Consider the following 525-nt stretch of genomic DNA (forward strand, 5'->3'; position numbering starts at 1 on the left):
CCGAGATGAGTAGGAGTATTGAGGAGATTACTAATGTTATTACGAATATTGCGGAGCAGACGAATTTGCTTGCTTTGAATGCTGCTATTGAGGCTGCTCGTGCTGGTGAGGCGGGCAGGGGTTTCGCAGTTGTTGCCCAAGAGATTAGAAAACTCGCAGAAGAAAGCAAACAAGCCGCCGACAACATCAAAAACATCATCGACCAGATTACCGGCGAGATCAAGGACGCTGTTGAAAGCACTCAGAAGGGCGTTAGCGTTGTGAGCGAGAGCGCCGACACACTCAGGGAAACGATAACGTACCTAACGAACATAGCGGATCTGCTCCAAGACGCAAGCTCAAGGATGAGCGAGGTTAAGGACCAGATTGTCAGGACGCAGGATGAGGTCGACAAGGCTCTGAGGTCTCTTGAGAATCTGGCCGCCAGCGCTGAAGAAACCACCGCCTCAGCAGAAGAAGTCAGCTCAGCAGTAGAAGAACAAACTGCAGCAACAGAAGAACTCGAAAGAGCCGCCAGAGACCTCA

General features: G+C 51.0%; 1 protein-coding gene. It reads left to right on the top strand.

The window, feature by feature from the left end; translation table 11 throughout:
* Positions 1-525, top strand: a 525-nt coding sequence (locus tag E3E51_RS12910) for a methyl-accepting chemotaxis protein (RefSeq protein ID WP_240924342.1), incomplete at both ends; no start/stop codon positions are given.

The organism is Thermococcus sp. 21S7 (genome assembly GCF_012027615.1).
GTDB lineage: Archaea > Methanobacteriota_B > Thermococci > Thermococcales > Thermococcaceae > Thermococcus.